This window comes from Polynucleobacter sinensis (genome assembly GCF_001595985.1).
Taxonomy (GTDB): Bacteria; Pseudomonadota; Gammaproteobacteria; order Burkholderiales; family Burkholderiaceae; genus Polynucleobacter; species Polynucleobacter sinensis.
In genome coordinates, this window is sequence record NZ_LOJJ01000007.1 from 1 (window position 1) to 24,223 (window position 24,223).

27 protein-coding genes are annotated in these 24,223 nt (G+C 41.0%); 6 read left to right on the forward strand and 21 right to left on the reverse strand.

What is annotated here, in order from left to right; translation table 11 throughout:
- Both AOB49_RS08055 and AOB49_RS08060 read left to right on the forward strand, forming a co-directional pair.
- Positions 1-248 (forward strand): DUF6876 family protein (locus AOB49_RS08055; RefSeq protein WP_062309759.1); only part of this gene is annotated, 248 nt, incomplete at its 5' end.
- A 25-nt stretch (positions 249-273) separates the two neighbouring features.
- On the forward strand, positions 274-633 hold the full coding sequence (locus AOB49_RS08060) for a hypothetical protein (RefSeq protein ID WP_062309761.1): 360 nt from the start codon (positions 274-276) through the stop codon (positions 631-633).
- A 434-nt stretch (positions 634-1,067) separates the two neighbouring features.
- Here the strand turns inward: AOB49_RS08060 and AOB49_RS08065 are convergent, their stop codons facing one another.
- The 7 genes from AOB49_RS08065 to AOB49_RS08095 form a co-directional block, all read right to left on the reverse strand.
- Positions 1,068-2,051 (reverse strand): aldo/keto reductase, encoded by a 984-nt coding sequence (locus tag AOB49_RS08065; protein ID WP_156471382.1) that lies wholly within the window; start codon positions 2,049-2,051, stop codon positions 1,068-1,070.
- Positions 2,039-2,329, reverse strand: coding sequence for a hypothetical protein (locus AOB49_RS12380; RefSeq protein ID WP_062309764.1), 291 nt, complete (start codon positions 2,327-2,329; stop codon positions 2,039-2,041). Before AOB49_RS12380 ends, AOB49_RS08065 begins: the two co-directional genes overlap by 13 nt.
- 123 nt (positions 2,330-2,452) lie before the next feature.
- Entirely contained in the window at positions 2,453-3,544 is a 1,092-nt protein-coding gene (locus AOB49_RS08075; protein WP_062309766.1) for a YeiH family protein, read from the reverse strand.
- Between the two features lie 21 nt (positions 3,545-3,565).
- Complete coding sequence (locus tag AOB49_RS08080; RefSeq protein ID WP_062309768.1) at positions 3,566-3,958, reverse strand: carboxymuconolactone decarboxylase family protein; 393 nt, start codon at positions 3,956-3,958, stop codon at positions 3,566-3,568.
- A complete protein-coding gene (locus AOB49_RS08085) occupies positions 3,955-5,583 on the reverse strand; it encodes a GMC family oxidoreductase (protein WP_062309770.1) in 1,629 nt (542 codons plus the stop codon). Before AOB49_RS08085 ends, AOB49_RS08080 begins: the two co-directional genes overlap by 4 nt.
- Entirely contained in the window at positions 5,583-7,268 is a 1,686-nt protein-coding gene (locus AOB49_RS08090) for a thiamine pyrophosphate-binding protein (RefSeq protein WP_062309771.1), read from the reverse strand. Before AOB49_RS08090 ends, AOB49_RS08085 begins: the two co-directional genes overlap by 1 nt.
- A gap of 9 nt (positions 7,269-7,277) precedes the next feature.
- Positions 7,278-8,249, reverse strand: a complete 972-nt coding sequence (locus tag AOB49_RS08095; protein ID WP_062309773.1) for a Bug family tripartite tricarboxylate transporter substrate binding protein — start codon at positions 8,247-8,249, stop codon at positions 7,278-7,280.
- Between the two features lie 81 nt (positions 8,250-8,330).
- Here AOB49_RS08095 and AOB49_RS08100 point away from each other — a divergent pair, with 81 nt between their 5' ends.
- On the forward strand, positions 8,331-9,110 hold the full coding sequence (locus AOB49_RS08100) for an IclR family transcriptional regulator (protein ID WP_062309775.1): 780 nt from the start codon (positions 8,331-8,333) through the stop codon (positions 9,108-9,110).
- 474 nt (positions 9,111-9,584) lie between these two features.
- On the opposite strand, the gene AOB49_RS08105 is transcribed toward AOB49_RS08100, so the two are convergent.
- The 4 genes from AOB49_RS08105 to AOB49_RS08120 are packed head-to-tail and all read right to left on the reverse strand — an operon-like array spanning position 9,585 to position 13,134.
- Positions 9,585-9,995 carry a GlcG/HbpS family heme-binding protein gene (locus AOB49_RS08105; protein WP_062309777.1) on the reverse strand — a complete coding sequence of 137 codons (411 nt, stop codon included), beginning with the start codon at positions 9,993-9,995 and terminating at the stop codon, positions 9,585-9,587.
- Positions 9,996-10,005: 10 nt separating this feature from the next.
- Positions 10,006-10,923 (reverse strand): dihydrodipicolinate synthase family protein, encoded by a 918-nt coding sequence (locus tag AOB49_RS08110; protein ID WP_062309779.1) that lies wholly within the window; start codon positions 10,921-10,923, stop codon positions 10,006-10,008.
- Positions 10,924-10,963: 40 nt separating this feature from the next.
- Complete coding sequence (locus tag AOB49_RS08115) at positions 10,964-12,136, reverse strand: alpha-hydroxy acid oxidase (protein WP_062309781.1); 1,173 nt, start codon at positions 12,134-12,136, stop codon at positions 10,964-10,966.
- Positions 12,137-12,153: 17 nt separating this feature from the next.
- Positions 12,154-13,134 carry a tripartite tricarboxylate transporter substrate binding protein gene (locus tag AOB49_RS08120; RefSeq protein WP_062309783.1) on the reverse strand — a complete coding sequence of 327 codons (981 nt, stop codon included), beginning with the start codon at positions 13,132-13,134 and terminating at the stop codon, positions 12,154-12,156.
- Positions 13,135-13,242: 108 nt separating this feature from the next.
- Between AOB49_RS08120 and AOB49_RS08125 the strand changes: the two genes are divergently transcribed.
- The gene (locus AOB49_RS08125) at positions 13,243-14,142 is read left to right on the forward strand and encodes a LysR family transcriptional regulator (RefSeq protein WP_062309785.1); all 900 of its coding nucleotides are present in this window, start codon (positions 13,243-13,245) and stop codon (positions 14,140-14,142) included.
- A gap of 272 nt (positions 14,143-14,414) precedes the next feature.
- On the opposite strand, the gene AOB49_RS08130 is transcribed toward AOB49_RS08125, so the two are convergent.
- From AOB49_RS08130 to AOB49_RS08170, 9 genes are all read right to left on the reverse strand, one after another.
- Entirely contained in the window at positions 14,415-14,804 is a 390-nt protein-coding gene (locus tag AOB49_RS08130) for a tautomerase family protein (protein ID WP_062309787.1), read from the reverse strand.
- A gap of 53 nt (positions 14,805-14,857) precedes the next feature.
- The gene (locus AOB49_RS08135) at positions 14,858-15,271 is read right to left on the reverse strand and encodes a MarR family winged helix-turn-helix transcriptional regulator (protein WP_062309789.1); all 414 of its coding nucleotides are present in this window, start codon (positions 15,269-15,271) and stop codon (positions 14,858-14,860) included.
- A gap of 346 nt (positions 15,272-15,617) precedes the next feature.
- Complete coding sequence (locus tag AOB49_RS08140; protein ID WP_062309790.1) at positions 15,618-16,127, reverse strand: hypothetical protein; 510 nt, start codon at positions 16,125-16,127, stop codon at positions 15,618-15,620.
- A gap of 2 nt (positions 16,128-16,129) precedes the next feature.
- On the reverse strand, positions 16,130-17,494 hold the full coding sequence (locus tag AOB49_RS08145; RefSeq protein ID WP_062309792.1) for a tyrosine-type recombinase/integrase: 1,365 nt from the start codon (positions 17,492-17,494) through the stop codon (positions 16,130-16,132).
- Positions 17,495-17,752: 258 nt separating this feature from the next.
- Positions 17,753-18,271 (reverse strand): RrF2 family transcriptional regulator, encoded by a 519-nt coding sequence (locus AOB49_RS08150; protein ID WP_082784115.1) that lies wholly within the window; start codon positions 18,269-18,271, stop codon positions 17,753-17,755.
- A 128-nt stretch (positions 18,272-18,399) separates the two neighbouring features.
- A complete protein-coding gene (locus tag AOB49_RS08155) occupies positions 18,400-18,696 on the reverse strand; it encodes a hypothetical protein (RefSeq protein WP_062309796.1) in 297 nt (98 codons plus the stop codon).
- Positions 18,697-18,733: 37 nt separating this feature from the next.
- The gene (locus AOB49_RS08160) at positions 18,734-19,099 is read right to left on the reverse strand and encodes a hypothetical protein (RefSeq protein ID WP_062309798.1); all 366 of its coding nucleotides are present in this window, start codon (positions 19,097-19,099) and stop codon (positions 18,734-18,736) included.
- Positions 19,100-19,165: 66 nt separating this feature from the next.
- Positions 19,166-19,588: a hypothetical protein gene (locus tag AOB49_RS08165; RefSeq protein WP_062309800.1), complete on the reverse strand. Its 423-nt coding sequence runs from the start codon at positions 19,586-19,588 to the stop codon at positions 19,166-19,168.
- A 27-nt stretch (positions 19,589-19,615) separates the two neighbouring features.
- A complete protein-coding gene (locus tag AOB49_RS08170; protein ID WP_062309802.1) occupies positions 19,616-20,110 on the reverse strand; it encodes a hypothetical protein in 495 nt (164 codons plus the stop codon).
- Between the two features lie 245 nt (positions 20,111-20,355).
- Here AOB49_RS08170 and AOB49_RS08175 point away from each other — a divergent pair, with 245 nt between their 5' ends.
- Positions 20,356-21,255, forward strand: coding sequence for a hypothetical protein (locus AOB49_RS08175; protein WP_062309804.1), 900 nt, complete (start codon positions 20,356-20,358; stop codon positions 21,253-21,255).
- Here AOB49_RS08175 and AOB49_RS08180 read toward each other — a convergent pair.
- Positions 21,247-21,813 carry a tyrosine-type recombinase/integrase gene (locus AOB49_RS08180; RefSeq protein WP_062309806.1) on the reverse strand — a complete coding sequence of 189 codons (567 nt, stop codon included), beginning with the start codon at positions 21,811-21,813 and terminating at the stop codon, positions 21,247-21,249. The genes AOB49_RS08175 and AOB49_RS08180 overlap by 9 nt on opposite strands.
- Positions 21,814-22,125: 312 nt before the next feature.
- On the opposite strand from AOB49_RS08180, the gene AOB49_RS08185 reads away from it, so the two are divergent.
- On the forward strand, positions 22,126-23,349 hold the full coding sequence (locus tag AOB49_RS08185) for a hypothetical protein (RefSeq protein WP_062309808.1): 1,224 nt from the start codon (positions 22,126-22,128) through the stop codon (positions 23,347-23,349).
- Positions 23,350-24,223: the final 874 nt, after the last annotated feature.

The following is a 24,223-nucleotide window of genomic DNA, read 5'->3' on the forward strand; positions in this document are numbered from 1 at the left end:
CTGTGGGCTGTTATTGGCTTATGGATGCAATCGCTAGCCATGTATTGCACTTATCCAAGAAAGAGACTTTTGCGGGTTGTAAGCTGGTTAAAGCCAAACAAGGTGCTGAGCTAGTCATTGATGATGGCAATGGCAACGTATTAGCCAAGCAGAACATTCGCTATACAGACTTTCCGCTAGACAGTATGCGCTTATATGCCTGCTGGGGTGAAGAACGCTGGATCATCATGTTGCCCAGTGAATATTGAACACTTATAGATCGCTAAATACTTGATGCGATTTTATGAATTTAACTCTCTTAAACCCCAAAAGCCCTTGACGCCAGCACAAGCAAGAATGAAAAGCCTTAAGGATCAGGCAAAGCGAGCACAAGCTGCGGTTAAATCTGAACGTGCAAGACAAAAAATCCAAGCTGGGCAGATAGATCTAGCAAAGCTAGAAAGTGCAAAGAAGATGACTTCAAACAGCTATAAAGCGCAATACAAAATGAATAATGCCTACACATCTTGGATGACTGCAGGCACATATGGAAATTTTAATGACGCACTAGCGGCGGCGCTAAGGAAGAAAAAGGCTGGCGCTATTGTGGTGAGGGTTGAGGATGGGAATAAAGCAGTTTTATTTTCAAGTTAATAAACTTAGATTTATACCCCACAAAAAAACCAATCAATACCCTCACAAGCTGACTTTATTGTGAGTTTTAGGTTCTGTTTAGGTTCTCTGATTATGAGAGCAGACAACCAAATAAAACCACTAGGATTTCAAGAGGTTACAGCGCCTGAATATCGGTGTGTAGCGTTTTGTGTAGTGAAATAACTGATCATTTGAGAAATAATCTCTCACTCTTTGGTTTTAAAAACCAAAGGATTTTTACAGCAACCAATTAGCACTTCGTTGCTCCAAAGTACTTTTTAGAGGATGTTGATAAGCGTTACTTAAAGTAACGCTCAATCGAAACTATTAAAATTAATTCATTAATTTATGGCTCGATAGATCTAAGATATTTGCTTATGCAAGATCTTTTGTACTGCAATAAGTAGTGATCGAATTTGTTAATTACCATATCGTCACAAACCCGTTCTGGCTAGCATTTGTTCATTATGTCTTGCGCCCTTAATCATTGATTCTGTAGGCATCTGATTAAGCTCATCTAACACCCAAGAAGGCAACTCAATATCGCAGGTGTTTGCATTAAGTTTTGCTCGATTTACATTTCTTGTTCCCGGAATAGCAAAAAGTGAATTGCTCTGCTTAAGCACCCAGGCTATTACAAGTTGAGCTACTGTTATATTTATTTCAGAAGCAATTTCACGGAGTCTAGATACAAATTTAAGATTATGCTCAAGCTCTGCGTTATTAAATCTTGGAATATTCCTTCTAATATCAGTAGACTCAAAATCTATAGCTGAAGAAATTTCTCCACTTAAAAGACCCCGCCCTAATGGGCTATAAGCAACAAAAGATATCCCCAAAGAAGCGCAAACATCAAATAATTCGTCTCGAGCAAATTGACATGCTATTGAAAATTCTGTTTGTAGGGCACTAATTGGGTAAATTTTTGCAGCTCTCCTTAAGGTTGATGCACTAACTTCTGAAAGTCCAATTGCTCGCACTTTTCCTTTTATAACCAATGTTGCTAAAGCACCTATAGAATCTTCAATTGGAATTCGGGGGTCTACTCGATGAAGATAATAGAGATCAATCTCAGAGATCCCAAGACGAGATAAACTTGCATCACACGCTTTAATTAAATACTCTGGATCTCCATTATTTGTAGCGCGACCCTCTGAATCACGTGTCGCACCTCCTTTGGTAGCAATCACAATTTCAGAGCGATGTGACCTAAGAAACTGACCAATCAAACGTTCATTATCTCCCGCACCATATACATCAGCAGTATCAATAAAATTAACTCCTGCATCAAATGAGCTATGTAAAACTCTTAGACCATCTTCTCTAGATACTGATCCATAGGATCCACTCAGGGCCATTCCACCTAGCCCTATTCTTGAAGCTATGAGATTAGATTGACCAATTCTTAAATATTGCAAAATAATTCCTGACTAATTAGTACCTCGGAAAATCTACCAAGGGCCTCCAGAGAGGTTCGTTCACTATATAAAGACCCTGAGAGAAATACCTCAACCTTTACATTCCCGCCGCTTTTTTGGTCAACGAGCTGTGCAAATTTCTGCATTGCCTGCCCAATGGCTTGGTCTGCGGTTGCTCCGTGGGCAAGCTTTAATGTTGTTGTTTGCGCTTCAGCAAGTGTAGTAAATATGAAATTTCCAATAAGAGCTACATAAATCAATATCTTTTTAAACTTCATCTGGACCCCCTGATCACTTTTCACTCAAAAGAACATTCAAAATAAATTCAGCGACATATAGATAAGAGTAGTCTATTAGATGTATTGTTAATTCCGATAGACGGAATTAACAATAAACAAAAGCTAAAATACTTTTTGCACCAAAAATGTCACAATCAAATTAATAATTGCTCCACCAATAACAAGCCAACAAAATAGAAAAATTGCTAGCCTGAAGAGTTTTATATTTGTTTTTAATAGCGAAGAAATATCAGTTGTAAATCCTAGTGCACCCATTGCCATTGCTAGCAAAAAGTTGTCAGTAAATATAAGTGCATCCTTTATAGATGAGGAAAAAGTTAAAACGGAATTAATTCCAATGCACACTAAAAAAACAACTGCAAACCAAGGGATGTAATTTTTAGGCTTATATACTAATAATGACTGGTTAGCTCTAGAATTTTTATCGTATGAAGTATAAATTGATAAAAAAATTAAAAATGGACCGAGCATCATTACACGAACCATTTTTGTTATGACAGCAATATTTGATACTTCATCATTTATTAAATTTGAACTTGCTACCACCTGGGCAACCTCAAGAACTGTTGATCCTATATATTTCCCATAAAGGGATGGATCCAACTGAATACCTATAAGAAATTGAATTAAAAAATATATTGATGGGTATAGAAATATTGATAAAGTGCCAAACAATACAACAGTTGAAATTGCACTGGTTGTTTGATCATTCGATGATTTTAATAATGGTTCCGTTGCGAGAATTGCCGCTGCACCACAGATGGAATTTCCAGCACCCATTAGAATTACGGCATTTTTATCAAGCTCAAATTTTTTTATACCCAGATAAATTGCTAAAAGGAATGTGGTAAATAAAATCATCGCATCTATCAAGATGCCAGATAAACCTACAATTTTTATATCTGCATATGTAAGTCGAAATCCGTATAGGATAATCCCCAATCTAAGCAATCGCTGTTTTGAAAAATTTAACCCATTAACTCCACATTTTGCTAACACCCTTCCAAAAGGAAAGTTTCCAAATATGATGCCAACAATTATTGCAAGAGTAAGCATACTTAGACCAAACTTACTCATTAATGGAAAATGATGGGAAATAATTGCAGCAATCGAAGCCACAATGATAGAAACAACCAATCCCAGAAGAAACTTATATTGTGCTGATCTTATCCAAACCCCTGCTTTCTGTATCATTCAATCAATTTCATAAGTAATTTAATTTTTAAGATTTTTTTTCGCATTTTCAAGCTCTTCACACAAGATTGGAACAGCTAAATTACATGAATGAATACCCATTACTGTTGTTAGCTGAATAACCTCTAGAACTTCCTCTGGTGTAGCCCCAGCTTTAAGTGCGTTTTTCATATGGCGCCTCACTCCAGGCCCATACATATGTGTGGTTGCAGCATTAATAGCAACCAATATGAGCTCTTTAAATTTTTTTGGAAGTGGACCGTTCTTATGGGGCACGCTCCGAAACTTTAAATATGACTCCATAAACTCCGGATCCAAAGCACGCAATTGATCCCACAAAGGGTTCCAATCACCATTAGCAATATGCTCTTCCGTCAATGGGGTTGCATATGGGGGCTGATTTTTATGTTTCATTTTGGGTCCTGTGAATTAAGAATCAAATATGCAGCTTTTTCTCCAATCATCATTGCCGGTGCATTTGTATTTGATGAGGCCACAGTAGGCATCACTGAAATATCGGCAACACGTAATCCCTTTATTCCATGCACCTTAAGATCGCTATCGACCACTGAATCTGAAGGACTTCCCATTCGACAAGTGCCGACAGTGTGCCAGGCGGTTTGACCTATCTTCTTTATGTACTCTAGTATCTCTTCGCTATCATTAACATCTACACCCGGTCTTGTTTCTTCCTCTATTACGGATTGCATTTCTTTTGTTTCAGCAATCCTTCTTATCAATCGAATAAGATCAATAGATGATTTTTTATCCTCTGATTCTTTGAGATAATTTGGTTGTATTGTTGGCAGTGAAGTTGGATCTGCTGAATTAATATGAGTTGACCCTCTAGATTTTGGATACAACAAAAATCCACCGATTGAAAAACCAGAGAATTTATCTATACCTGCACCAGGACTTCTCGAGTATCTATCTGCTCCACTGATATGATAAATGCGAACCATAACATCTGGATGTGTAAGTTCCGCGCTTGTTTTAGTAATTGCATGTGCCGTAGAGGATGTATTTGCTAAAAGACCTTTTCTAGTTAGGATATATTGCAATCCAACCTTCATTTTTACAAACGTACTATTCATTAGATCATTTATAGTCTCAGGTACTTTAGACTTATAGGTACACCTTACTTGAAGGTGATCAATCATATTCTCGCCAACAGCTGGTAAATGCTTTTTAACTTCTATTCCATGCTTTTTTAAAATATCTTGGTTGCCAATTCCAGATAGCTCTAGGATTTGTGGTGATTGAATGGCGCCAGCAGATAATATGGTTTCACGTTTTGAATTGAAACGTAGCTTTTTTCTATCTTTAATGCATTCAACACCCAGGCATTTATCATCAACAATAATTAGCTTTGTAACTAATGTATTTGTTAGGAGTGTTAAATTTTGTCTACCCTTTATATTTGATAGATAACCTTTTGCTGCGCTCCACCTTATTCCGTTGTGAGCACTCTGCTCCAGATACCGAACACCCTCATAGCGTATTACGTTATAGTCAGGTGTTGGTTTAATCCCAGCGGCAATGCATCCATCAATAAATGCATCCGAGATAACATCCCTCTCTCTTACAGCTCGGTCTGTAACTCTAATGGGCCCATCTTTTCCCCTTAATGGATTTGAGCTGTACGGATTTGATTCAATTTTTTTAAAAAAGGGTTGAACATTTTCATAATTCCAGCCTGAGATGCCCATGCCTTCCCAGCTATCATATTCTTTAGGATCGCCCCATACATATGCCATGCCATTTAAAGAGCTTGAACCCCCCAGCGTTTTTCCTCGTGGCCAGTAAATATTTTGCCCCTTCATATATTCTTGAGGCTGCGTTTGAAATGGCCAAGCATACTGTTTATTCGTAAGTAACTTACCCACCCCAAGCGGTACATGTATCCAAATATTCCGATCGGAACCGCCACCTTCAATTAAAAGAACACTAAAGCGACCATTCTCACTTAATCGTGATGCAACCACCGATCCAGCTGAACCCGCTCCAATAACAATGAAATCAAATTCATTTTCAGTCATTATTTTGCCCGGTGCGCAAATGAATCTCTTCTAAAACTAAATAGTGCATCAGGATCAACCGAAACATCTATAACTGCAGGAGCATCTGCAGATAAGGCAGCAGCAAATACATCCTCGAATTCTTTAATGCTTGAGGCTCTATATCCTTTGACGCCCCATAGCTCTGCTAATTTATCGTATGGTGGATTTGGTACATCTGCCCCCATATAGCGCTTACCAAAAAAGTCCTTTTGATAAGCCTTTTCAGCTCCCCAGCAACCATTATTCATCACAATACAAATCGATTTAATTTGATATTGTGCCGCTGTGCCAAGTTCACTAGATGTCATACCAAATCCACCATCACCCATAAGGCTTATAACTGTTCTTTCTGGACAAGCTAGTTTCACTCCTAAGCCACATGCGTATGAGAACCCAACCAAACCAAAATCTAATGGTGTAAATAAACTTGGTGGCTGAGCGTAGTTCAGATTATCCGTTGCTTGTAAACATAATGTTCCCGCATCCATTGTGTAGGCAGCATCTTTTGGAGCCAAGTGCCTTATTGAGCGATATAACTGTGCCGGCTGAATTAATAAACTTGAAGATTCATACCCTTCTCGATCCGCAAGGAATTGTTTTCGCTTGGCTAAAAAATCATTCGTCCATGATTTAACAGCACTAGATGGGTCATATCCAGATAAAGAATCAATTAATGAGGATATGAATTCTCCTGAATCAGCATAAATTCCAAGCTCTACAGGAAAAAATCTACCAATTGCTAGCGGGTCTAATTCAACCTGAATAATCTTGGCACTTGAATTTATATTGTCGTAGCTATAGAAAGTAGTATTAAATCCAATACGAGTCCCAATCGCTAAAATTACATCCGCAGTTTTCATTAAATTAGAAGCAACTGTATTACCGCGCGGACCCACTTGTCCAGCATATAAATCAAAATCGCAAGATACTGCATCACCATGGCCCGGGGACATCGCAACTGGAGCATATAAAAGAGTTGCTAGTTTTTCAACAAGCTTTGATTGGCGACCATTTTTAACTCCCCCACCAACTAAAATCAATGGTGATTTTGCATTTGCAATAATTTTTCTGGCATGATCGACTGAAGCCGCTGAAGCGGCGCAAATATAATCAAATTCTCTCCCTTTTGGACGGTACTCTCCAACCTGCTCAACACTCTTAGATAAAACATCTCGAGGAATATTGATAGCAACAGGCCCTTGCTTTGGAGTGGTAGCGGTCCGAAACCCATCCCTCATAAGCTCGGAAATTCTATCGGTGCTAGGGACTAAAACTGATCTTTTAGTCACTGTTGATAGTAGTGATGTCTGATCGACTTCTTGAAATGCGTCACGATACTGATGGGCTGAAGATAGAGATCCAGCTATTGCTACAACTGGTGACAGCGCAGCCTTTGCTTGAGCTAAACCAGTAACTAAATTTGTCACTCCAGGGCCATTTTGGCCTGCGATAAAAACGCCCGCCTTTCCAGAAGCTCTAGCATATCCATCAGCCATATGCGTTCCTGTTCGCTCATCGCGCACCCCAATAAAATTGATGGGCTTTGCGTCATATAAGCCATCAAAAATTTCCATACCAGCAGAACCAATCAATCCAAAAACAGTATTCACCCCCTCTTCAACTAGAGAGTTCACTACTATTTTTCCACCTATAATTTCTTTCATTTTTACCTTTCAGTCTGGTTGAATACCTGCCGCTTTAATAATTTTTCCAAATTTACCGATCTCATTACCGATGTACTTATCAAACGCGTCGGTGTATAAATCTGAAGGCTCCAATCCTTGCGCCTGAAATTTTGAAATAATTTCAGGATTTATTGAGACCTGCTTAATTTCATTTGCTAATTTTTCTACGATATTTTTAGGTGAATTTGATCGCATAACAAATCCATACCAGATGCGATAATCAAAATCCCTATACCCACTCTCACTTACAGTTGGTACGTTTGGTAATAGGTTAGAGCGTTTAGAGCCAGTATTTGCTAGCGCACGTATACGGCCATCATTAATAAAAGGCAATGCAAGTGCAATAGGGGGAAAGGCCGTATCAATACGCTGCGCATAAACTTCACTTACTGCTTCTTGAACGCCTTTATAAGGTATGTGAGTCAATTTAACGTTTGTTTCCATTAAAAAGTATTCGCCGGCTAAGTGAGTGGCGGAACCAATACCGGCTGAACCATAATTTAACTTATCAGGATTTTTTTTAGAGAAGTCAATTAAATCGCCTAGAGTTTTAAATTGGGAATTTGCATTAACAATTATCAAAGCCGGAGAACTAGCCACGAGAGCTACCCCAGAAAAATCCTTTTGAGTATTAAATGGCAGCTCCCTCTTTAAACCAGGATTAACTGCATGCCCAGATGAAACAAACATAAGCGTGTACCCATCAGCAGGCATTGATTTCAGCATCTTTGCGGCTGTTACGCCGCCTGCTCCGGCTATGTTCTCAATCACCACAGGAATCCCCAATTTTTTACTTAATTCCACCCCATACATTCTTGCAATTACATCCGTTAAGGCTCCTGGACTAAAAGGAATCAATATTTTTATTGGCTTTGTTGGCCATGATTCCTGTGCAATAGCGGGAACGGGCAAGCTTAAAATAAGGAACGCTAACACTATTAAATGAACTATCTTCCTCATATCATCTCCTAAATTGAATACTCAAAGAGTATCTTTAATCATTCAAATATAATTCCGATATACGGAATCAAAGTCGATCTTATGGCAATTAAAAACCACAAAAACTACAGCTCTACAATCAAGAGCGGCATAGACATGCTTAGATGCTTTAGTATTTCAGAACCATTAATAGGAAATAAAAGGTTAAGTGAACTACTTGGTCTACCACCTTCAACAATTGCTCGTATGACCAATACACTTTGCGAATTGGGATTACTTAACCGAGTCGCTAGTGAAAGAAAATACCAGCTTGGTTATGGAGTTCTTAGACTGGGTTACCCAGTAATTGCAAATATGCCTGAGAGACATATCGCAAGAAAATGGATGAAAGATCTGACTGACAAATCTATGGGACAAACGTCTATGGCAGTTCTTGATAATTTTGAGGCTGTCTACGTAGAAAGTTTCCGACCTCAAGAACAGTGGTTGAGCACACCAGAGATAGGAACAACTAGACCTGTTTTACATACCGCAATCGGCCATGCATTGTTATACAGTCTTGAAAGAAAAAAATTCCAGTATCTAATGAGTATCTATCAACATAGACATGAGCCTGGCACCAGCAAAGTAATCGCAAATATTAAATCTTCTTTTTCACAAATTCGTGAAAATGGTTACTGCATTATCAAGGGAACCTACAGAAAAGAACTGCACGCTGTTGGCGTACCTTTAACACCTATCAATCATCCTGATCCAATTGCACTTAATCTAAGCTTAAAAGTTGAGGTCGGTAGACATCCCAATCTAGATAAATTTGCAAAACAGTTAATTGATCTTAAAAACAAGACGCTTAATGAACTAGATAAAAACGGATCCTTTTAATTTAATAAATTAGCGTTACTTTAAGTAACGCTCAATGGTAGTTTTAAAAATTACGCATCGACATAAGCAGACTTTTAATCCGTTGGTCGCGAGTTCGAATCTCGCCCGACCCACCAGTTATACAAAAGCCTCTAGAGAAATCTAGGGGCTTTTTCTTTTGGGGCTGGTGAAATGTGGGAACTGTTGGTGACAATTGATGTTCTATTAGACCGTGATGGGTGGGGATGAAGGGCGCTGGATCTAGACTGGTTTGCCATAAGCGTCCTTTTATGGGACGCTTGTAGCTTAACTTCTAATTTGGATTTGGGCGACCTTAAACACTAGATCCTCAATACTCAGTCGGCTACACACGAATTAATAATCGATATGGGTATTTGAATTGCCAAGCAAAATGATTAATACGATCAATTACCACTCCGAGGATTAAAAAAACCGCCCGAAGGCGGTATAAAGTCTGGAGTTACTTCTGTTGTTTTAAATCTTTAGGGCCAATATTCCAGCCTTTGCTGTTTCCGCATCTTGGCTAGCCTGCACACCAGAAACACCAACAGCACCAATCGTATAGCCGTCTTTAACGATATTAACGCCACCTTCTAGCAAGCCACTAATTGCTGGTGCTGGCGATACAAATGCTGTTCTGCCGTTGTTAATCATCTCTTCGAATAGCTTAGTTTCTTTAGCGCCAAGGGCTGCTGTCTTTGCTTTTTCAAATGACACATGAGCACTGATTGGCGCCGCTTTATCCATTCTATAAAAGCCAAGCATATGGCCGCCAGCATCTACTACCGCAACGCTAACGTTCCAACCATTGGCTTTAGCATGTCCAGTGGATGCCTCAAGAATAGTTTTTACATCATCCAAAGAGAGGGCTGAGGTTTGGATCATTTATCGCTCCTTATTTTGGATAATTTGGCATTGAGAACTTGGCATCGCTCAAATCTGATAACAGTTTTGTTACTGTTGCCTGGTCAATTTCGGTCAATGGCGGACGAACTACTCGCCATTCTTGATTGCCCGTCACCTCCGCAACATAACGCTTCATCGCTGGAATCATTGGTAACGCCTGGAAGATCTTGCGAATTACATCAGCATAAGATTGCAATGCCTCACCTTGCTCTTGGTTCCAACCTTCATAGATGGCGTTAATTCCTGCAGGGTTCATATTGGCGGTTGCACTAATACAGCCGGCGCCACCAATTTTTAATGCTTTAAGCAAAAATGATTCACTACCTGGGAAGACATCGAAACCATCTTTGCCAAAATTAGTAATCATGGCTTCAGTATTACTCCAGTCGCCAGAAGAATCTTTAGCACCAACAACAATATTAGGGTACTTTTTACGCAACATCTCAATGAGATTGAGTGTAATTGGCACGCCACTTACTTGGGGGATGTGATACAAATAGATACGTAATTTGTCGTTAGCTACACGCTCAATAATTTCAGAGTAGTAGTTAAATAAGCCATGATCCGAAACGCCTTTGAAGTAGAACGGGGGCAACATTAATGTTCCAGATGCACCATTTTTAACTGCATGACTCGTTAGAGCAATTGCATCGGTAATTGAGCAAGCGCCGGTGCCTGGCATTAGTTTATTGGCTGGAATGCCCGCCTCAAGAATGGCATCGGTAAGATTCAAACGTTCGGTTACCGATAAAGAGGCCGCTTCAGAGTTGGTACCAAATATTGCCAACCCTGCTTTGCTATCGACCAACCAACGGCAGTGATTAATAAAGCTCTTGGTATCCGGCTCGTAATGTTTATTGAATGGGGTTAATACAGGGGCTAATACGCCACGGATTCTATCGCTCATAATTTCTTAAGTGTTTTAGTTAATTAAATGACCACAAAGACTATGCTTTTTTAAGCACATTCCTTCCAACCTTCACTTCACCCAAAGAGTTAACTCCGAGCAAAGCCATATTTCTTGATATTTCAGTTTTTAAAATTTTAGATGCATGTTGAACTCCCGCTTCACCACCTACCGCTGAAGCAAAGCCAAAGGGGCGCCCAATAAATACAAACTTTGCACCCACTGAAAGTGCCTTAAGAATATCGCTACCCCTTCTTATACCGCTATCCATCATTACTGGAATACTTGGACATGCGACAACAATATCTGCCAGTACCTGTAGCGGAGATACAGCACCATCTAGCTGACGACCCCCATGATTGGAAACGATGATTCCGTCAACACCCAACTCAACGGCTCGTTTGGCATCTTCAACATTCAAAATACCCTTGATGACGAAGTTGCCATTCCATGATTTCCGGATTCTTTCAACATGAGCCCAATTTAAATGATCTCTGTAAGTAAAATCTCGATCCACTGTTTTTGAGAGAATTGGTGCGCCACGGTGAGCAAAACTATTTTCAAAATGTGGCATTCCATGAAATGCAATCGTTTTAAGAAAAGTGCCAACAGCCCATCTTGGATGGGTAATACCATCCCATAGCAATTTAAAACTGGGGCGCAATGGGGTGCTAAACCCCGACTTAACATGATTTTCACGGCTACCCAATACGCTTGTATCCGCCGTCAATACAATTGTTTTTATATTAGCTTTTTTGACACGCTCAATTAATGCATCAATATTTTCATCATCCCCTGGTAAGTAAGCCTGAAACCAAGCCAGCGGATTTACCTTAACGATATCTTCAAATCGTATTAACGATGTTCCACTGATGATCATCGGGATGTTTTCTTTCGCCGCGCCAGAAGCCAAAACAATGTCGCCTCTGTAAGTGGATAAAGCACTTACTCCCATCGGAGATATGCCAAACGGCGCCGCATAAGTATGGCCAAATAGCTCGGTTGCGGCCGTACGCTTTGAAACATCCTTTAGCGTTGTCGGTAAAAAAACGTAATCCTCGAATGAGCTCAAATTATTTCTATGCGATTGGCCAGTCTCAGCAGAGTTTGAGATATAGCCAAATATTGGGCGGGGCAATATCTTTTTTGCCTCCACCTCAAAATCATCGAGATAAAGAACCTGCTTGAGGCGGTTTTTTAGGAAAATGTACATTAACTCAACCTAAGTAGTTATTGCTGACCCCAGGGCATGGTTTTCCATAGCGCCTTAATTTCTGCATCAGTCTCTTTCACTTCCGCTGTATAGGCTTCAGGAGCCATGTAACGGGTCGGAGCGAAAATATCAGCCGCCCTCTTTTGATATTCTGGATCGTTTGCCGCCTGAGCAATCGCTTTAACTAATTTTGCCTTTACATCAGATGGCAAACCCTTCGGAGATGCAAGCCCCCTCAATGCAGTCATTTCTGCCTTAATGCCCTGCTCTTTAAAGGTTGGCACGTTGGGAGCAAGGTTAGAGCGTTTAGCGCCCATTTGACCTAACATTCTCAAAGGGGTGCCACTTTTAACGTATTGCAATACCTCGCCAACATTAATCGCCGCTACCGCTACTTGCTCACCAATGATTGCTGACCTTACCTCTGAAGATCCTTTATAAGGTACGTGACTCAATTTTGTACCCGTAGCTTTCTCAAACATCAGCATAGCCAAATGATCATCTGATCCCGTACCAGTTGTTCCAACGGTCACCTTATCTGGATTTGCTCTAGCGTAATCAGTCAGATCTTTAAGCGTTCTAAACGGACTGGAATCTAAAACTGCAAATGTATCTGGGTCATCAACCAAATTACCTAAGAACTCAAAACTTTCCCATGAGAATGTAGATTTGCGCTCAATGGGAATTGTAAGAATGTGTGGTGTATTAACCATTCCAAGCGTATAGCCATCAGGAGCAGATCGAGCCACTTCAGCAAATGCGATTCCACCTCCAGCGCCTGGCTTATTCATGACAACAATACGTGCACCATTGCCTAAATATTTCTCAATATAAGGGGCAATTAAACGAGCAACCAAGTCCGTGCCACCGCCTGGAGCAAATGCCACGATTAAATTAATTGGCCTCTCAGGGTATGGGGCAGCATAGCCCGCGCCAGAGAAGAATGTGCTCAAAGCGAACATTACGCCAAACACCTTAGCTACCACTGATTTACTCATGTCTCTCTCCACTTAAAAAGGATTTTCCGAGATCATGACCGCAGTTCTTCTTTTAATAAAGTGATATTATTAGATGATGTTTCATCGCTTTTTTAGATGGAGATGATAATGACATTAAAACAGCTTGAAGCCTTCTACTGGGCAGCAACGTGCATAAACTTTGACGTAGCCGCTCAACGAGTACACCTATCACCCTCTTCTCTTTCCAAGAGAATTTCTGAGCTTGAAACTTCTTTAAATAAAAAACTTTTTGATCGAAGCGGTCATAAAGCCACCCTAACTGACGATGGGGTTGCCCTGCTGCCTGGCGCACATAAATTACTAGAAGAAGCTGAGAAGCTAAGAGCCTTAAACTCAGAAAATATTGGCTTATCTGGGGTCTGCAAATTTGGCATGGGTGAACTTTCTGCTATGACCTGGATGCCAACCTTCGTTAATAATGTACAAGCCAAACACCCTGCGCTACAAATGGAGGTACAAGCTAATGTAGGAGGCGCCCTTGAGCTTCAAGTTGAAAGAGGCGAGTTGGATTTTATTGTGGTTGCTGGACCTTCCTCAAAATCGACCCTAGTTTCCGACCCGATTGGTTATATGCAATTTGTTTGGGTTTGCCCATTCACCGACAAAGACAGCAGCAGACTAACCTCAAGCGAATACTTCAAGGCTAAAAGATTAATAACTTTACCCGCATTGTCTGGTGCAAATCGAGCTCTAGACAAGTGGCTTTTGGCAAACAAGCTCATCCCAAATGAGCGAATGTTTTGTAATAGCTGGGGTGGGATTGCTGGGCTAATAGCAGGCAACACTGGCTTTGGATATTTTCCTGAAGCATGGGCGCTCGAATTAGAAAAGAAGCAAGTCCTAAAAGTATTACGAGAATGGCCACCCATAGAACCGAACCTATACACTTTCGAGTGGCGAAGGGATGATACTCGCCCCCTGATTGGAGAGATGTTACGTTTTGCCAAAGCAAGCATTAGCTTTTCGGCTCCCGCTGGGTTTAATTAACCTACTAATACCCAGCAACACGCCCGATATATCACCCTTAAAGCATCAAAAAAATATTTGTCGTTTAAAACGACACTTCAATACACGCCTAAAAAATTACCGCTCTAGCCATTTGATTCAACTAGAGAAATTATTAGCGCAATCTATTACCGCTCCGATAATACCCCTACCCTCAGCGTCCCGTAACTAGACGCCGAACAAGCTTGTTCCATTTTGAACAGACAATAATCGATCCTCTATCTATCGAGGGCTGATGGATAGAGGCGTGACCCTCAATGGTGAAAGCGATATTCCTGAGTTTTTCCACCATAACCATAAGCAGTAGCTCTCACATCAGCCACATACACATAGCTTTCCTCATGTAAATTCCCCAGTATTTTTTCAAATCCCGCAAAGGCCTCTTTGATGTATTGGGCTTTTTCATCCTTAGTGTTGGTTTCATCTGTTACCTTGATATCAAAATAAAAGCTATTTTTATACTGCTCACTTAATAACTTGCCTCCAACCATCCAGCAATCTTTGTCTATATAGTCAATCGCAATAGCAGTAACTTCTCGCTTCTTTTTTAAGATTCGTGTTGTTATGTCTAAGAGCAAATCGGTAATCTGCTTAGTAGTTTCAGCACTCTTTGTTCCGCTTATCTTTACATTCAATATTGGCATTTGTTTCTCCTAATTAGTTAGCTATACAACTATTAATCCAAAAAAATGGGGCACTACAAAATCTCACTGATTCCCCTTAACTTACCTACGACATCTAAAAACTCATCTGAGCCCAAGAGCTTCTTAAACTTCTTGGTAACTTCACTGCTGGCCGCATTCAAACCATCTTTCATGGCTTTTGCCTTTCTTGTGGGATGAACTTCAATCTCACGAGCATCGTCAGGAGATGGCCTTCTTTCAATTAACCCCAGCTTCTCAAGTCCATCTAACCCTCTAGAAGCGGTGGGTTTAGTGATATTCATTTCCTTTGCCAAAGCATTTTGATAGGACTGCGGCTTTTCTAATATCACTCTCAGCATGAATGCTTGTGATGGCGTCAAACCAAACGGCTTAAACGCCAAGGTCCACTCCCGCTCTAACTTGCGAGCCAATGAGGTGGTATTGAAATAGAGGCATTGTTCAAACATGTAAATAATGTACCATAATTTAGTTAGCTATACAACTATTAAAAGTATGTAGTAAAACAAAATAATTAGGTGGGCTATCTAAGACCAATAGCGCTAGAAACCTTAAATCCCCATAAACAAAAAATCACCCCAGGTGGTTTTGGTTTTTCTTGGTGGCCCGGAGCGGAGTCGAACCAGTCCTATCGAGGATTGAAATGTTCGAAATCCGGCCCACAGATTCGAACTTTGCACTAAAAAGCTGTTGCACACTTTATTGCACACCGCTTTTTGATGCTTGTAACTCATTGAATTTATTAGTGGTTTATGTGGAACAATTTCCTTTTAATCCGTTGGTCGCGAGAGTTTCCTAGCGCATTCCCGACAGTACAAGCTCTTGCATCACTCTATCTAATGCCACACCCTCAGTAATACCCTTACACTTTTTGGTGTTCGTATAAATTTCAGCAGTCACTCCAGCGGTTTCAACCTTAATGTTTACCTCACCACCGCTTACTGCAATGGTGTATTCAACCGTATAGCGAGGCACTAATTCACCTTCGATGAGAACTGATTTCACTTTTGTTTGGATCTTCTTGCTCTTAATCTCCCAATAGCCAGCCTGTAAGTCACTCTTACATTTAGCAATTAATGATTTAACAGTCTCAATTGCCGCCTTAGTATCAACCTTTTTAAAATGGGTCATCGCAGAACTTAAATCTTCACCACTCTTTAGTCTTGCTAAAACTTGTTCAAAGAATTTCAGATCTGCCATGCGATCAGCTGCTTTAGCTACTGCAGCTTCTGCCTTTTGATCAAAGAAGGCTATTACGGGCAGCATAGTCGCGAGAGATGGTTTAGCTATTTTTGTTTTAGCCATGTTTAACCTTTACGCTTTGATTTAAGCAAAGCCTGCTCTAACTCTTTTGCGGCATCAAGGTTTTGCTCTTGCAGCGGGATGTAGATGCCAGTTGTTAAGCCAATTAAGCCCATCATATTGGCTTTGGCTGGGTTCATGTATTTCTGGATCTCAGCACCTTGATCAGCAGCTTTACCGCCAGCTAAACGCTCAGCAATCATTAAGACTTCAATATGGCTATAGTGACGACGCAACATCTCGGCGCTCGTCCCCATCTGTACTTCTAGGTCTTCGTAGGTATAGCCTTCCATCAGGCGCTGGGTTGCATAGTAGTGACGCAGGCTATATAGACTTCGCTCTTGACTGTCTTTGCCATTGGTAAGCATGCCAGCCTCTCGAATGCCATCACCAAAAGCATTAACGAAACTGTAGGGCCGCTCACCGCTACGCATCCTAAAAACATAATCCTTTTTCTTGCTGGCAATCAGTTCATCTAAGGACAAGCCGTCGTAGGCGGGTTGTAATTGACGCAGCTTTTCTAGAATAGGCCAAAGTTCATGACGAGCAATAATCTTTCGAGCTCCTGTTTTACCTTGTGGCAAATGAATATGAATGAGGCGTGAATCATCTTTTTCAATAAATTCAATATGACGCCACTGCAGCTCTTTAGTCTCTGTTCCAGGACGCACGCCAGTACTGGCCACAAACGCTACAAATAAACAGAGCAGTTCACGCAGTTCACGAGTAGCCTGCGTTCTGCCTTGCGTAGTCCATTTTTGCAAGAACTGCTGCAAAGCAATGAGTTCATCATGTGTAAAAAAGCCCCTAGCCTCACCCGCCTCACCAGTGTTCTTAAATTTAGGCCTTAAGAACTCAGTCATATATCCAGCCTCAATGGCATGATCAAAGATCACGTTCATGGCTAGGTTATGGGTGCTTTGGGTACTTTGCTTTAATCGACGGCCAACATGTTGGTATCGCCAGATATCAAACTCGCTGATCACGGCAGGCGTAATGCAGTCAATGTTGTAATTACCAAAGAATGGGATGAGATATTGATCAATAGCACGGTAATAGTCGGCATAGATCTTTTTGCCAGTACCGTGCTTGACCTGCTCCTTGAGATTGGCACTAACGACCTCTGCAACAGCCTTGAACTTCTTACTAACTACCGGGAAGCCCCGACGTTCCGCCGCTCTTGTATCAGCTGCAAAATCCTCTGCAATCGTTTTAGCGTCATTGAGATTACTAGTGCCCGCACTCTTGCGTATCCAGCGTTTTAAGCTTTTAGCCTTGTAATGTACTTGCCAGTTAGCCGTACCCTCTCTACGCACTACGTAGAGCTCCTTATCGCGTAAAACGACGGTAGTTTGGGCTTTTTGCGGCATTGTTTACCAGTTATTTTGCTGTACCTTGATTGTATAGCCTATAAATGAAACTGTGTAAAAACTGTGTAAAGCAATAACCCAGCTTGCCAGACACAGTAGATGCTTGAATTTATTGGGATTTGTGGCCTGCCCAGCAGGAGTCGAACCTGCGACCTACGGCTTAGAAGAAATCGTAGCTGCTTAAATTGCCAACAGATTCAAGTGGTTGTAGCTTATAAATTCGACTGTGTAAAAAACTGTGTAAAAGAAGTAAATCTTCTAAGTAGTCTTTAAATAAGATCCAAAAGCAAAAACAGAGTTTGGGCCTAGTTTGGGTTTGGTGATTTTTCGAGTAGGTTTGGGCTGGGCAACTCTAGGTGCACTAACCTTGACTTGAGTGATCCCTTTAGTGCTTTGCTCAATTTTGATTGGGGATTTGCTTAGTGCGGAACTTAGGGTAATTTGTTGCATCTGCACAATCATGTATGCATCCAAGCTAGCCCATAAGGTCATACTTAAATCGGCGCGATAATCATTACTTTCATTCATCAAAGACGCAACATCAAATAAGGTAATTTGGTCGGGGTTTTTGAGTAGAGAGTAGCCTCCTGCCGGACCGCGATGGCTACGGATAAAGTCTGCCGATTTGAGCCCACTAATAACAGCCTCTATATAAGAGTGGGAAAGCCCCTGCCTTTTACAAATAATGGGTATAGAAATGGCTCTACCTTGAGCTGTATGGGCAGCAATGTCCAAAAGGACTTGAAAAGCAATCATGTTTTTGCTTGAGATTCTCATAAGGCAAATATACAGCTAATTTATGCAAGGTAACAAGTAAAAAGGCCAACATTGAGTTGGCCTTAAGGGATGTTGAAAAGCAGTTAAGTTTGGCTGGGTTTTCGTAGACTGAAATTAAATTAGCATAACTAATGTGTCAGAGGATGAAAGTCAGTATTTTCTTTCAACCATTCCCGACCATAAAGAGCAATTTTCTTCTCTAACTCGCCTTTTTCTTGGTCGGAAAATTTGGCTTGATCATATCGTCCGTAACTAATAAGCGAAAATCCTTTGAAACGGCTTGCGCCCACAACACAAACAAACTCCTCCTCCCACTTCTTTCCCACCACCTTTTCTTCAAGATAGTCCTCTAAAGACTCCGTCTCAGGGTCCGATAGCGGAACAATCAACATATTTAAATTTGAGTCTGAGATAACTCGGTTCATAATTTTCCCTTTCTACAATATGCGTTAATCGTGAACATCAATGAGTAATAAGCTCGCTACCTACAGCAATGCAGACTTGAATCTCTTTACAGCCAGAATCCGGGAATTTCGCATCTAGGTAACCTGCTACTAGGTTGATAACCTCATAAGAAACTGCTGGAACTTCTTGCGCCCATTTAATTGAGACATTAGTGCCATCCCCAAAATCCTCTTCGTCATACTCGACCTCATATGGATCCTCAGAGAAACCAAGTGTGCGAGCGCTCTTGGCCCAATTGATAACAGATTCGATGAGCAACTCATCTGGGACCATACCTTCCTCAAACACCAAACAAATGCCGTTAGATTTTGTAGGCTCCATCAAAAATTCATGGGGTTCAACGTATAAGTTTTTGTGAATCATTTCATTCTCCTTTTGTTGTTTAATGATTAATATGGGTCAGCGTGTAGTGCTGACCCTTTCTACGGATTACTGCATAACAGGAATGCCATCAAGCAACACTGGCATCTGCCCGCTTGTTGCATCAAACTGCGCATGTTGAATTTGCTCGGCATAACACTGAGGGTGAATTAACTGCACCGGCTTCTCATGCAAATGCGCATCCAACAGGAATAGCAAAATGCAGTCATCACAAAAGTCAACCCAGTCTTGATTAGATTGAGTAATTAATTCAGGGTGCTTGTTGAAGTGCTTATCCTTAGATTGCAGAACCTGCTTGAGCATCAAGTACATATACCGCTTGCCGCGTCCATCACACCAAACATGATCCGGAGCTGTTTCATATTCATGCAAAATTTGCTCAATCTCTTCCTTGTCAGTCAAAATTACCGTAGAAATGCCAAGATCTGACATAGCCACAGCGCAGGGTTGGTTTTTAGTTTGTGTAAACATTTTTGTTCCTTTAAGTAAATTGTTAAATTAATGAGGTAAAGCTTGTTGAGGTTGTTGCGCATCTCGCAGACATCCATTTAGAGCGGGATGATTGTGCATATCAGCCACCCAACTCATATCGACATCCGTTCCAAATCCATAGCGATGAATCAAGCTCATCTCCCATGCATCAAGATCAGTGCGACCGTTGCCGAAGAACCATTTGCAGCTATGGCCCAATTCAGGCAATGCAGGCTGTTTAGTTTTTTCTTCAAAAACATCCCAATGGCCACAAGTGCTAATCTTGATGAGGTCGCTTGGTTTACGATTTAATTGCTCGCACTTTTTGACGATTCGCTTAAAAAGCTTCTCATCAAAAAATGTAACTGCGTCAGACTCACGACAATTCACAGGAATTGCTAGATCAAAAAATTCCTGCGACTCACCTGTGCTATCTGGTGTATCAAACGTCAGAATCACATTGACACCCATATAAGAGCGCTTTGTTTTTCCGTTTACTGCTGGTTGAAAAATTGATTTCATATAAATCTCCTTGTTTAAGTAAAAAATTGGCAATACGGCAGCTGTGCGCTTTGAAATGGCACGGGCTGTTTACAGACTAGGTTTTTAAAGAACTGACTGTCACGCAGAAGAGCGCTTAAAAAGCGGCTGCAGCGATGGCAAATACAGCTTGTTTTCACCATGAATCAAGCATATTCTTTTGTTGACTATTTCTCGATTGACTGAAATAATTTCAATAAAGTTAGTCAACAAAATAATCGCAAAAAATGGCAAAAAACCCGTTAGCTATCCTCAAATCAGACTTTCAAAGGGATGGGAAATTCGTAGAGGTGCATCGCCTCTATCGGTTTTGGTTTGAGTTTTTGGCGCTTAGCCCCAGCTATGAATTAGCCAGGCGCTATAGAGCGAAGAAAGGCAAGTTATCCAAAGCTGACCAAGATCGACTGCCGGCAGATTTTGAAAAGGTACTAGAGATATACGATGCTTTTGGCGATATACAAAAGTATCTGTTTAAGACTTGGTGGGTTGAGCGTGGCGTTGATTTATTTGGAATTCAAGGGGCACCATCAACAACAGTGCCCATCTATAAATTTGCCAGGGGTGGTAACTCAGACAAAGCCAAGGTCAATGAAGCAGTAGCAAGGTATCTAGATACCACTAGGCTGAAATTAAATAAGCCGCCGGCTATCTTATTAGCTATTCCACTCGATACTACAAGACAGAAGGTACTAAAAGAGATTAAAGCTTTGTTGGATAAGCATATTCAAGCACCGGCCGAACCTGCAAAGCCTAAATATTCATTAGCAGCCAAAGATACGCACGTGCAAAACGTTATAGATGCCATGAGCGTTCTCTATATTAGATCCGCAAGACCTGACTGGAAGCTGTGGCAGATTGGCGAGGAATGCAAGATTAAAAAGAATAGAAAAGGTAGAAGCCCAGACCCAGATGCATTTGATAGTATGCGTACATTAGAGCAAATGACCTCTCGTAAACTCAAAACCGCTAGTTACATTGCTGAGAATGCTGCTCGCGGGATATTCCCTTCGCAATCCAAGCCCAAACACTTTGTAAAGTTTGATCCGGTGGAATTTAATGAAATCCTGTTAGAAAAAACTGCATGGATTAAAAAGGAAAAAGCTCGAATTCTGGCGAAATCACAATAGCTCCACAGCATTACGTAGAACGTCAGGCCTGGTATCAATGTAACGCTGTGTAGTCGACATCTGACTGTGGCCAGCTAGCTGCATCATCACCCTAACTGATACACCCTTTTCGCTCAATCGAGTTAAAAACCCACGTCGCCCACTGTGTGTGGTTGCGCCATTTAGTCCAGCCTGTCTATATAAGCCATTCACCACATGCGTTAGGGTGTTTGGCGTAAATCCCTGCGCTCTTTGGGTCGGAAATAAAGGCTTAGCAAGGTTTTTCGGTGGATGAGCGGCAATATATTGGGCAAGTTCACCTTGCATACGCTCGGACAATAAAACCACCCTACTTTTGCTGCCCTTGGTTTGGTTAGCAGCTAAGTGGATTTCACTTAAAACCTGGTTATCGCTGCTTAAAACGTCGCAGTAGCGCACACTAGCGACCTCTCCTATGCGCATACCCGCTAAGTGCGTTAACAGCAATATTGCGCGATTACGCAGCCCTGCTTTAGTCCTTGCTGCGTAGTTCAATGCCTTTTCTAACTCATCATCATTTAGTGTTCTTGCTTGTGCCATATACCCTCCAAATAAGCCTTATATGTACTTATATTTTGTAGTCAGATTTGCCAAATTCCTACCGAAATTGGCCACAAATACACTCAGATTGATGGGTTTTTCAACCGAAATTTACTGAAAAATTACCGCTTGATTTTCAAGTGGTTACAAGCACTCAACACAATTCACACATTTTGTGTTGAGTACAAAAACCAGTGATTTTTAGGTATTTCTGTGGCGGATCTGCCACGATTTATAGGCAATTTATGGCATTTATTGGATATCAAGCACTACTGCTAAGATTTACAAGTATTACGCTAAGGAATACTTTTTATGCCCACTAAAAACACCAAAAAACAGCAGCAAAAAATCCTTAGCCAAGCAGCTCAAAAACGCCTTGAACTAGAACGCCAAGAAGCAGCCAAATCCAAAGTAGAAAAGCTAGCAGAGAGTATCAAGAGACGCAGCACAGTAATTGCCAAACACAATAGCGTCGCAACCCAAGTAAATGCTGTTAAAAATCGCAACACTCCTGTCAAAACAATTAAAGTGGTCCCTGTTAAAAAAACTAAAATACAGACTCCGATTAAACGTGATTCTGAGCATGATATTTTTCAAGCCCGCATTGCCGAACGAGATAAGCAACACCATCGCTTAATCAAGCAAGCTGAGACGATTCGTAATCGCCTAGACAAAATTTCTAAACGCGAAACAACCAAGCTATATGAAGCATTACGTGATTGCTATGGAATGTATGAATACATCGAAAGCAATAGCGAACCCTACGAGTTCTATAACATTTTGCGAGATTATTACAAAGTCAAAATGGAACCAATTCAAAGTAATACGCCCGATGAAAGCTTGCTAGTACGCTTTATATTCTCCAACAAATCTACCAAACAAATCAGCGAATATGGGACTGTACTACGCTATGCTTTAGAAATTGGAGTGGCAAAAAAAGACTTCATTAAGTGGTACACATCAGCTACCCAGACCCGTATATTGGCTTTAGCCCGTAAGTCAGCGACATCAGACAACCAAGAGAAGCTCAAAAGAGCAAGAATTGCACTACTTCGGTATTTTGATATACAAGAACAATGGCCTTTAGGGCATTTCGACTATCCAGAGTTACTTGCAGCTAAGCAAGTGCATCTTCCCGACGATCTCATTATTGTGATTTGTCGTGGTGTACGCAAATTTAATCGAGACATTGAATTTAATCCTAATAATCCCGCTGCCTCAAGAGTGCCATTAGCTGAAATTTCAGCCCTGCACTTTATACCTCCTGTTGTAGATGTGGCCCATGACATGATTGAACGTTTAGCTAGATTTCTCGTTCCTCAAATAGATCGGATTGAAGAGGAAATTAAACAGAAAACAGAGCAAGTATGGGCAAATGATCTCACCAATTACCTCATGGAACGAGAATTAGGTACTGCATACAAATCCGCTGATCGTTGGGCAGATAGTCAACAAGCGGCTATTGCTGATGATCAAATGGCTTTTGAGGCTACGAGAAGAAAGATTCAGAAATTGAGGAATAAAACTCGTAAGTGAGATTTAGTTAATTATGTATAGAGCGAACTAAAGTTCGCTTGTGATTTCGCTTAACGCTCATCACCTTTCCCTTTCTTTTTATTAAGTAATATTTTGATCTTTCACTAGGAAGTACAAGCCAAGCCCTGTTAAAGGGCTCAACTCATGCTTCAAACCTTTCACTGAGGTTTTTAACAACTGATATACACACAACTTGCATTGCAAGAAAGGTAGGTATTGCTATCACCTATTACGTGCCGTCATACGCAGCTCATCTACGGCCTATATCAGGAACCGCTGTAGATCAGCTTATGGGGTTATTTCATTGGCTTTCCCACTCACTTTCAGCCTAGACGAACTTCTTCGACATATGCCTACATTCACGTATTGCTACGTTACCAACTAATACAACATCGCAAACGGTACTGCCACTTAAGGGCGTCGTTTAAAGCATCCAAAACAGCCAGGGTCTTGGGTAGTGCAATGAGGCCAGATAGTAAGAGATCCGAATTGCATACCGTCACACATCAGAACGGGTTTCGCAGCACTATTACCTTCGGCGTGCCAACCTTTGCCTTACTTTTATAGATTTATTTAGTCCGAACAGATAAAACCTGAAAATTATTTCGATCCTGTTCAAAGCCTAAAAAACCAGCCTTTTTCGGTTGTCCAGATGGCTTTTCGGGCCATATTGTTGTGTTGCCCTATCAATTTATGGAGAAAACATGGCAACCACAAAGAGCACAACAACGCCCGATTTAGAGACCCTCAATCTAGTCACATCCACTAAACCCATTCATCAGCCCCCTATCGTTGTCCGGCGCAATAAATTACTGGCAAAACTATGGGAGCAAGAACAGTTACTAAAAGCCAAGCTAGAAAACACCACTTTTGC

Coding starts and splice junctions, on each gene's coding strand:
- AOB49_RS08060 (WP_062309761.1), top strand. CDS start 274: ATGCGATTTTATGAATTTAACTCTCTTAAACCCCAAAAGCCCTTGACG.
- AOB49_RS12380 (WP_062309764.1), bottom strand. CDS start 2,329: ATGAAGTTTAAAAAGATATTGATTTATGTAGCTCTTATTGGAAATTTC.
- AOB49_RS08075 (WP_062309766.1), bottom strand. CDS start 3,544: ATGATACAGAAAGCAGGGGTTTGGATAAGATCAGCACAATATAAGTTT.
- AOB49_RS08080 (WP_062309768.1), bottom strand. CDS start 3,958: ATGAAACATAAAAATCAGCCCCCATATGCAACCCCATTGACGGAAGAG.
- AOB49_RS08085 (WP_062309770.1), bottom strand. CDS start 5,583: ATGACTGAAAATGAATTTGATTTCATTGTTATTGGAGCGGGTTCAGCT.
- AOB49_RS08090 (WP_062309771.1), bottom strand. CDS start 7,268: ATGAAAGAAATTATAGGTGGAAAAATAGTAGTGAACTCTCTAGTTGAA.
- AOB49_RS08095 (WP_062309773.1), bottom strand. CDS start 8,249: ATGAGGAAGATAGTTCATTTAATAGTGTTAGCGTTCCTTATTTTAAGC.
- AOB49_RS08100 (WP_062309775.1), top strand. CDS start 8,331: ATGGCAATTAAAAACCACAAAAACTACAGCTCTACAATCAAGAGCGGC.
- AOB49_RS08105 (WP_062309777.1), bottom strand. CDS start 9,995: ATGATCCAAACCTCAGCCCTCTCTTTGGATGATGTAAAAACTATTCTT.
- AOB49_RS08110 (WP_062309779.1), bottom strand. CDS start 10,923: ATGAGCGATAGAATCCGTGGCGTATTAGCCCCTGTATTAACCCCATTC.
- AOB49_RS08115 (WP_062309781.1), bottom strand. CDS start 12,136: ATGTACATTTTCCTAAAAAACCGCCTCAAGCAGGTTCTTTATCTCGAT.
- AOB49_RS08120 (WP_062309783.1), bottom strand. CDS start 13,134: ATGAGTAAATCAGTGGTAGCTAAGGTGTTTGGCGTAATGTTCGCTTTG.
- AOB49_RS08125 (WP_062309785.1), top strand. CDS start 13,243: ATGACATTAAAACAGCTTGAAGCCTTCTACTGGGCAGCAACGTGCATA.
- AOB49_RS08130 (WP_062309787.1), bottom strand. CDS start 14,804: ATGCCAATATTGAATGTAAAGATAAGCGGAACAAAGAGTGCTGAAACT.
- AOB49_RS08135 (WP_062309789.1), bottom strand. CDS start 15,271: ATGTTTGAACAATGCCTCTATTTCAATACCACCTCATTGGCTCGCAAG.
- AOB49_RS08140 (WP_062309790.1), bottom strand. CDS start 16,127: ATGGCTAAAACAAAAATAGCTAAACCATCTCTCGCGACTATGCTGCCC.
- AOB49_RS08145 (WP_062309792.1), bottom strand. CDS start 17,494: ATGCCGCAAAAAGCCCAAACTACCGTCGTTTTACGCGATAAGGAGCTC.
- AOB49_RS08150 (WP_082784115.1), bottom strand. CDS start 18,271: ATGAGAATCTCAAGCAAAAACATGATTGCTTTTCAAGTCCTTTTGGAC.
- AOB49_RS08155 (WP_062309796.1), bottom strand. CDS start 18,696: ATGAACCGAGTTATCTCAGACTCAAATTTAAATATGTTGATTGTTCCG.
- AOB49_RS08160 (WP_062309798.1), bottom strand. CDS start 19,099: ATGATTCACAAAAACTTATACGTTGAACCCCATGAATTTTTGATGGAG.
- AOB49_RS08165 (WP_062309800.1), bottom strand. CDS start 19,588: ATGTTTACACAAACTAAAAACCAACCCTGCGCTGTGGCTATGTCAGAT.
- AOB49_RS08170 (WP_062309802.1), bottom strand. CDS start 20,110: ATGAAATCAATTTTTCAACCAGCAGTAAACGGAAAAACAAAGCGCTCT.
- AOB49_RS08175 (WP_062309804.1), top strand. CDS start 20,356: ATGGCAAAAAACCCGTTAGCTATCCTCAAATCAGACTTTCAAAGGGAT.
- AOB49_RS08180 (WP_062309806.1), bottom strand. CDS start 21,813: ATGGCACAAGCAAGAACACTAAATGATGATGAGTTAGAAAAGGCATTG.
- AOB49_RS08185 (WP_062309808.1), top strand. CDS start 22,126: ATGCCCACTAAAAACACCAAAAAACAGCAGCAAAAAATCCTTAGCCAA.